The organism is Dapis hubbardiae BLCC-M172, assembly GCF_050016015.1.
In the GTDB taxonomy this organism is placed as follows: Bacteria; Cyanobacteriota; Cyanobacteriia; order Cyanobacteriales; family Microcoleaceae; genus Trichodesmium.
On record NZ_JBNHEQ010000226.1, the window covers coordinates 47,612 to 55,611 of the forward strand.

At 35.2% G+C, this 8,000-nt stretch carries 7 protein-coding genes; 4 read left to right on the top strand and 3 right to left on the bottom strand.

Annotated elements, in window-relative coordinates; genetic code table 11:
* The first annotated feature begins 210 nt into the window (after positions 1 to 210).
* Entirely contained in the window at positions 211 to 984 is a 774-nt protein-coding gene (locus tag ACP6PK_RS21000) for a glutathione S-transferase family protein (RefSeq protein WP_426562327.1), read from the top strand.
* A 368-nt stretch (positions 985 to 1,352) separates the two neighbouring features.
* The gene (locus ACP6PK_RS21005; protein WP_426562329.1) at positions 1,353 to 2,411 is read left to right on the top strand and encodes an endonuclease/exonuclease/phosphatase family protein; all 1,059 of its coding nucleotides are present in this window, start codon (positions 1,353 to 1,355) and stop codon (positions 2,409 to 2,411) included.
* 76 nt (positions 2,412 to 2,487) lie between these two features.
* Here ACP6PK_RS21005 and ACP6PK_RS21010 read toward each other — a convergent pair whose 3' ends face one another.
* From ACP6PK_RS21010 to ACP6PK_RS21020, 3 genes are all read right to left on the bottom strand, one after another.
* Positions 2,488 to 3,357, bottom strand: a complete 870-nt coding sequence (locus ACP6PK_RS21010) for a hypothetical protein (RefSeq protein ID WP_426562331.1) — start codon at positions 3,355 to 3,357, stop codon at positions 2,488 to 2,490.
* Between the two features lie 96 nt (positions 3,358 to 3,453).
* On the bottom strand, positions 3,454 to 3,585 hold the full coding sequence (locus ACP6PK_RS21015; RefSeq protein WP_426562333.1) for a hypothetical protein: 132 nt from the start codon (positions 3,583 to 3,585) through the stop codon (positions 3,454 to 3,456).
* 1,019 nt (positions 3,586 to 4,604) lie between these two features.
* Positions 4,605 to 5,846 (bottom strand): methionine gamma-lyase family protein, encoded by a 1,242-nt coding sequence (locus ACP6PK_RS21020; protein WP_426562335.1) that lies wholly within the window; start codon positions 5,844 to 5,846, stop codon positions 4,605 to 4,607.
* A 554-nt stretch (positions 5,847 to 6,400) separates the two neighbouring features.
* On the opposite strand from ACP6PK_RS21020, the gene ACP6PK_RS21025 reads away from it, so the two are divergent.
* Positions 6,401 to 7,213, top strand: coding sequence for an acyl-CoA desaturase (locus ACP6PK_RS21025; RefSeq protein WP_426562337.1), 813 nt, complete (start codon positions 6,401 to 6,403; stop codon positions 7,211 to 7,213).
* A 55-nt stretch (positions 7,214 to 7,268) separates the two neighbouring features.
* Positions 7,269 to 7,433: a hypothetical protein gene (locus tag ACP6PK_RS21030; protein WP_426562338.1), complete on the top strand. Its 165-nt coding sequence runs from the start codon at positions 7,269 to 7,271 to the stop codon at positions 7,431 to 7,433.
* The last annotated feature ends 567 nt before the right edge of the window (positions 7,434 to 8,000 follow it).

Genomic DNA, 8,000 nt, shown 5'->3' on the forward strand with positions numbered 1-8,000 from the left:
AACCAAATATATTTCCTTAATTTCAACTGTTTTTTGTTAGCAATTATATAGCAATGAAGAATCAGACGTGAGAATTAATGTTTTCCTTGAAAGGATAGAATAGAGCAGTTACCATATTAATCATTTTTGTCTTCTTCTCTATTCCCTATTCCCAGTATCCTTATCCTCGTTCCCTAATTGCTATAGAAATAATCAACAAGGAAAAAATTTATGAATTGCCAAAATTATCGTCTAATTACTATTCCTATCAGCCATTTCTCTGAAAAAGCTCGTTGGGCATTAGACAGGCTAAAAATTAATTACACCGAAGAACCTCATGTTCCTGTTTTTCATAGAATTGCTACTCTCAAATATGATGGTAGTAGTGTTCCAGTTTTAGCTACAGAAAATCATGGTAATTTTGTTGATTCAACTGATATTTTGCATTACCTGAATGGCATAGCACCACAAGATAAAAAATTATATCCAGATATTCCAGAATTACGGAAAGAAGTTGAAGAACTAGAAGATTTATTTGATGAAAAATTAGGTGTTGCTGTGAGAAATTGGGGATATTTTTATAAGGTAAAAGATCGTCAAGCTATGCGTAGAGGTTGGTGTACAAATACTCCTTGGTATGAACACATTGGATTTATAATTCTTTTTCCTTTCCTTTCCAATTTATTACAGAAAAAATTTCAGCTAACAGCCGAAAATGCAGCAAAATCTCTGGCAGAAATTCAGGAAGTTTTTGACTTAGTTAGTCAACGATTATCTGACGGTCATTCATATTTAGTAGGAGATAATTTTTCCGCAGCAGATTTAACTTTTGCCGCTCTATCTGCTCCTGTGTTAATGCCGTCAGAACATTTTATGAAACCTCAACCATTGTCAGAACTTCCTTCGGAAATGGCAACAGTAATTCAAGAATTACAAGCAACTCCTGCTGGAAATTATGGTCTGCGTATGTATAGAGAAGAACGTTATTTCAGTTATATCAGTTAACTGTTAACAGTACATCCTACTAAATTAGGAGGTGTAAAATACTAAAATTTATTGTTTTTATCCTCTTTAAAACCTATGGAAAGAAGTTATGTATTTGCCATTAACTGGATATTTTGGTAGAATAAACCTATTTAATTAAAGGCTTTTCCGTGATGAATACTCTATTGCTATCCCAATATCTCTACAAGTTTTTCAGGAGTATTAGGATAAGGGATAAATTTAAAAGGGAGATTTGAGACCTCATTTTCTAGTCATTAAATCATCCATCTATAGATAGGTTTATACTCATAGTTAAGAAGGACGGTTAAAGTTAAAATTTTTCTATTTCCTTCATACAGATAAAACAATTGAATATCTCATCAAAGACAATGAATCTATTCTTACTTTTGCAAAGAATTACCAAAGTATTTGTCTATAGTTATTCAGGATTAATTTTAATTTACTTGATACTCCGACTAATATTCTGGGATAAATTCTGGTTAATAGCTTTAGTTGGAAATTTTATTCCCTTAATTCTTTTACCAATATTAATCCTGCCACTCCCGGCATTTTTAGTTATCAAAAAACGTTGGTTTTGTATAATTTCATCTATCGCTTGTCTGCTACTTATGGGTTGGCTACATACACAATATTTTTCTCCTCAAACAATTTCCTTTTCTCCTCAAACAATTTCTGCAGTAAATGCTCAACCTCTCAAAATTTTCTCCTTAAATAATAGCTGGCATAAGACTGAACCGGAAACTCTAGTAGAAAGAATCAAACAAGAAAAACCAAACATAGTATTTTTACAAGAAATTACCAGAAATCACATTAGAAAATCTTTTCCTAAATTAAAAGCTGAATATCCTGATCAAACCTCAGACGATCTTAAAGGTTATAGAGCAGCAATTCTCAGCAAATATCCCATAGAATTTAAAGAAAATCTACACTTAGCAGGTCATTCAGAAGTTCAACAAAGAGCTATTATTAAAATTAACCAACAACTAATAGTTGTCTACAATATTCAAACAATTTCACCTTGGATTAGACTGCGGAAAATTTTACCATTTTTGACAATTCCAGTTTATGAATTTTCTGAGCGAACAGCAGAAATTCAAGACTTAATAGAACGACTAAAAAAAGAAAGTTTGCCTATTATTGTAGCGGGTGATTTTAATATGAGCGAACAATCTCAGGATTACTATTATTTAACACAAGTATTAACAGATTCTTGGAAAGTATCAGGAATAGGTTTTGGTTTAACTTGGCCTGCGGGTTGGCGTCTGGATTTTTTGATTCCAAATTCCACCTGGAAATTGGATTATCCTCTGTTTAGAATTGACTATATTTGGTATTCAAATCATTGGGTTTCTAAATCTGCTGAAGTTTTGTCAACTACAGGTTCAGATCATTTACCTTTAGTAGCGGAATTGGTGTTAAGTAAATAGTGAAATTATTATACTTTGTAATTGGTTATTTTTCGAATATTTGACTATCCTCAGAACTAATATTTTATTAGTCGGGTTAGCTAAAAGTATTACCCAACCATTCCAAAAGGTAGCTTGCCAAAATACTTGCAGAAACTCCAATAATTAAACCTGCAACTACAACTATCCACCAAAAATTTTTCCTATTGCTAACCCTGCGAAAATATTTATCTCGCTCCCTCTTTGATGCTTCGGTAAAAATAAGAAAACGATAAGTAGGTAATTTAATTAATCTAAAAATCAATTCAGACATTAAGATAGAGAACAGAATAGAAGTAAAAAAAGAAAATAAAGTAAAAAACAAAAATATAATTATAATATTCTCTTTTAAATTCGTTACTTGGCAAGTATTAAAAAATTTAATGAGAAAGTCTACTTTTTCAGCAAGTAGTATATTATCTCCTATAAATTGAGCTATTTGATCTGAAAAGCTCCTACAACTTGTTAATCTTTCCTGTGAATATATCCAGAAGAATACAAAAGACAATAAAAAGACAAGAATGAAAGAAAAAAATCCAACCAAGGAGTGGTTATTCATAGCCTTTCGCCTGAAGCCAGCCAAAGGGACGTTTGTTTTGACAAAACCTATAATGCAGTTACGGACAAGCTCCCCAATCTCAATTCCCCAACCTTGATTAGTACATCTAACGTAATAACTAATTTTAGGTACTTGATCTACAAAATAGAGAGTATCTTCCTCTACTGATTCTACTGAGGATACTGATATTTCCTGCCTCTCAGGAACTTTTTTATCATGGAATTCAACAAGATAAACCCAAGTAAATATAAAGCCTGTACAAATCAAATTTCTTCGTTCTTTATTTTCATATTCCTGAAAACTCTTAATACCACTAAATGAAAATGAAGAATTATCATTAAAAAATAATTTAGCTCTAAATTCTACCAAAACAGATTGGTTTTGCTTTATTATTCTGTCATCTATTATGTAATTAAGCTGTTCAAATCCTCCAAAATCTATCTCGAATGCACCTTCTACATACCCCTAAACTGACTCCGGTTTGCCTAGAAGAGAAACTACGAACTCTGTAAAAGCATCCCTATTTACATCAAGACTGATTGAAGAGTTATTTCGTTGCATAGAAATAGGTGGAATTTCTAAATTATCATCATCCATTTGAATAAACTCCTATAAGTTAACTAAACCTATTATAGAAACGATTTAATATTGCTCTATCGGCAATAGAAGGAAAAATTTCATCCGACCTCTCCGAGAGCTTCAGTCAATGAAACGACTATTTCTCTATACGCAATAGAAGGAAAAATTTCATCCGACCTCTCCGAGAGCTTCAGTCAATGAAATGACTATTGCTCCATACGCAATATAAAGAGAAAATTTCACCACCCGCCTCCAGGAGCTTCAGTCAATGAAACGACTATTGCTCTCTACGCAATAAAAGCAGAAAATTTTCATCCTCCGACTTCGGAAGCTTCAGCAAATGAAACGACTATTGTTCATAGTAATTAAAGGAAAAAATTTCCACAATCCGCCTCCGGGAGCTTCAGCAAATGAAACGACTATTGTTCATAGTAATTAAAGGAAAAAATTTCCACAATCCACCTTCGGGAGCTTCAGCAAATGAAACTACTATTGCGTATTGAGCAATAAAAGGAAAAATTCCACCATCCATCTCCGGGAGCTTCAGTAAATGAAACCACTATTGCGTATTGAGCAATAAAAGGAAAAATTCCACCATCCATCTCCGGGAGCTTCAGTAAATGAAACCACTATTGCGTATTGCGCAATAGAAGGAAAAATTCCACCATCCATCTCCGGGAGCTTCAGCAAATGAAATGACTATTGCGCAATACGCAATAAATAAAGGAGAAAAAAATTTCACCATCCAGCTCTGGGAGCTTTAGCAAATGAAACCACTATTGCGCAATACGCAATAGAAGGAAAAATCTCACCATCATCTAAAATAGAGATTGCTACTCTGCGAGAAGGCTTCGCCTACGGCTAGCTCAACTCTTTCCCATTAAAGTTGAGTCTAATACCACCGCCTGGCAATGACAGCCACAGATTTTTTTCTACCCAATACTTCTGACTTTTGAATTTTGAATTTTGAATTTTGAATTTTGTAGCAATGACAGCCACCGACTTTTTTCTACCCAATACTTCATGACTTTTGACTTCTAACTTCCAACTTCAAAAAACCCCACCGCCTCAATAACAGCCTCCAGAGCGATCGCCACATGAGTCCAATGAGTCCCCCCCTGACAAAACACCACATAAGGTTCCCGCAAAGGTCCGTCAGCCGAAAACTCAGAAGTAGACCCATCAATAAAAGTACCCCCCGCCATAACCAACTGACTCTCATATCCAGGCATCGGCGCCGGTACCGGATCTAAATAAGACCCCACAGGCGAAAATTGCTGAATAGCTCGACAAAAAGCAATTAACCTCTCCGGGGAACCCAACTTAACCGCCTGAATAACATCCCGTCGTTTTTCCAGAGGCAAAGGATTAACCGGATAACCCAACCTATCAAAAACATAAGCCATCAAATGATTACCCTTAATCGCCTCCCCCACCATTTGTGGCGCCAAAAACAAACCCTGAAACAACAACCTATTCTGCTCAAAAGTCGCCCCCCCAGAACTACCAATACCAGGAGCAGTCAACCGACAACTCGCAGCCTCCACCAAATCTGACCTACCCGCCACATACCCCCCCGCCATAACAATAGTGCCACCAGGATTTTTAATCAAAGACCCCGCCATTAAATCCGCTCCCACCGCCATCGGTTCCCGGTCCTCAATAAACTCCCCATAACAATTATCCACAAAACAAACCGTTTCAGGATTTTGTCGCTTAACAATCTTGACAATTTGCTCAATATCTGCAATAGACAAACTAGGTCGCCAAGAATAACCACAAGAACGTTGAATCAAAACCAGACGAGTCCTTTCAGTAATCCCAGACTCCAACCCCTGCCAATTTATCGTCCCAGTTTCCGTCAGAGGTAACTCCCGGTAACTAACGCCAAATTCCTTCAAAGAACCTTGACCTTCCTCCCTCAGACCAATTACCTCCTCCAAAGTATCGTAAGGAGAACCAACAACAGACAACATTTCATCCCCTGGCCTCAGAGTCCCAAACAAAGCACAAGCGATCGCATGAGTTCCCGAAACAAATTGGACCCTTACTGCCGCTGCTTCAGCTCCCATCACCTCAGCAAAAACCTTGTCCAAAGTCTCCCGTCCCAAATCGTCATGTCCATAACCAGTTACCCCAGAAAAATGATGGACACCTACTCGATGATGACGAAAAGCATCTATAACCCGTCTGAGATTTTTTTTGACCAAGCCATCAATCTCAGAAAATATTGGCAATAGCTCTTGTTCTGCTGCTTGTAGATATTCAATGCTATTCATATTTATTTTTTATTTATTTAATTAATTAATTTGTTTTATTTGTGATATGCTAAACAAAGTGTAAATTTTTGTTAATACTCAAATTCACAATAAAATCTAAATTTACTTTGTCAACAAAGAATAAATTTAGATATTCAGACTATACTTTTTTTTGAAACAAATTTCATTAAAAAGCTATGACAATTTTGAGGTAGACAAACTTAATCAAAAAAGCAGTGTTTAGCTTAATATAAACATAGTAATTGACTTTATTTTTATTAATCAAATCTTTATAGTCAATTACCAAAATTGATAGATTTTACTATATTTATTTAGTATATTTATAGTACCTTGGTTTAAGAAAAATAATCCTGTATTATCGGTCAGGAATTCAAACTTAAACATTTAACAATACCTAGGATTTTGGTATAAGAATATTTTTTCCTTTCTGCTTCCGATTAATAGATTAAGTAGTGATTAGCAAAATATTTTCCAGATCCTATACCCATAGATAAACCTGCTTTGAATAAGATAGCTTGAAAGAGACTATTTAGTTCTTAACTTAGAGATTTTTTATGACGATTTCAACATCAGAAAAACTTTCGCTGAATTGGCCGATAGTAGCCTTTATGGCATTCCTCCATATTGGAGCCCTTTTTGTCTTACTTCCTAGTAACTTTAGTTGGACTGCAGTTGGTCTAGCAATATTTTTACATTGGTTCACAGGTGGTCTAGGTATTACATTAGGCTTTCATCGTCTGGTGGCACACCGTAGTTTTAAAACTCCTAAATGGCTAGAATACTTTTTGATTTTTTGTGGTACACTCGCCTGTGAAGGAGGAGTTTCTGATTGGGTAGGTTTACACCGCATTCATCATCAATATTCAGACAATGAGAAAGATCCACATGATTCTAATCGTGGTTTTTGGTGGAGTCACATGGGTTGGATGCTCCATGACTTACCAATCAAGTCTGAAGTGCCACGTTATATAAAAGATATAGCAGACGATCCTGTTTACAACTTTTTGCAAGCTTATTTTATTCCCATTCAAATTGCTTTTGGTGTTTTGCTCTACTTTCTAGGAGGTTGGCCTTTTGTAGTTTGGGGTGTCTTTTTTAGGATAGTTGTTGTTTTTCACTGTACTTGGCTAGTTAATAGTGCCACCCATAAATTTGGTTATCGTACTTATGATTCTGGTGATGGTTCTACTAACTGTTGGTGGGTAGCTGTATTAACTTATGGTGAAGGTTGGCACAATAACCATCATGCTTTTCAATATTCAGCACGTCATGGTTTGCAATGGTGGGAAATTGATACAACTTGGATGATGATTCAATTCTTGCAAGCTCTTGGTTTAGCTACTAATGTGAAATTGGCAACGAAATAGTTTTGAGCTAATAGTTAATTACTGTAAGGTGCGTTAGACCGCTAAAATTTAAGCCATGAAAGGTATTTTAGGAATTCGTCGTAACGCACCATTTTACTTGTGTTATCTCAGTAGTTTTCCAGACCAAAATCTTGTTAACTCTATTATTTTGGTAATGGGTACTAGACATCTCCAGAAAAGAGGGAACACGGAACAGGAAGAAATAATAGATAATTTTTGAATGAGAATTGATTTTATTTTTGATTTTCCGAGATTTCTACTAGACATATCTAGCAATTACATCAGCATTTTTATAAAATTTTTATAGGGATGTCTTATTACCATTTATCAAAAGTAATTTGACGCTTTTCCACCGTCAAAATAAACCTCAAAATTACCAACATGATTAAACGCTTACATCACGTCAATAAATAGTATTTATAAATATAAATTGAAAATTCGGCGTTGCAAAGTCAGGAATGATAAATCCGAATATTTGATATTTTTCGATAATTCTTTCCTTAATATATGTACAGTTTAAAATCTATTATCATTCTTTAATGTGCAACCCCTAAAATTCATCTCTTATCACTTTTGATGAACTTTCAACTCCAGAAGAATCAACAAGCTGAGTTTGCTTATGGTAGTTTCGCAGACTCTATCTAAACATTTAAAATATTCAAGGGTAGGCTAGGGTTATGTCCCTGGAATAATATGTTATACAATTTCTCAAAAACTTTTCTACATTTGATTGAGTAGGGGAGTGGGGGAGTGGGGGAGTGGGGGAGTGGGGGAGTGGGGGAGTGGG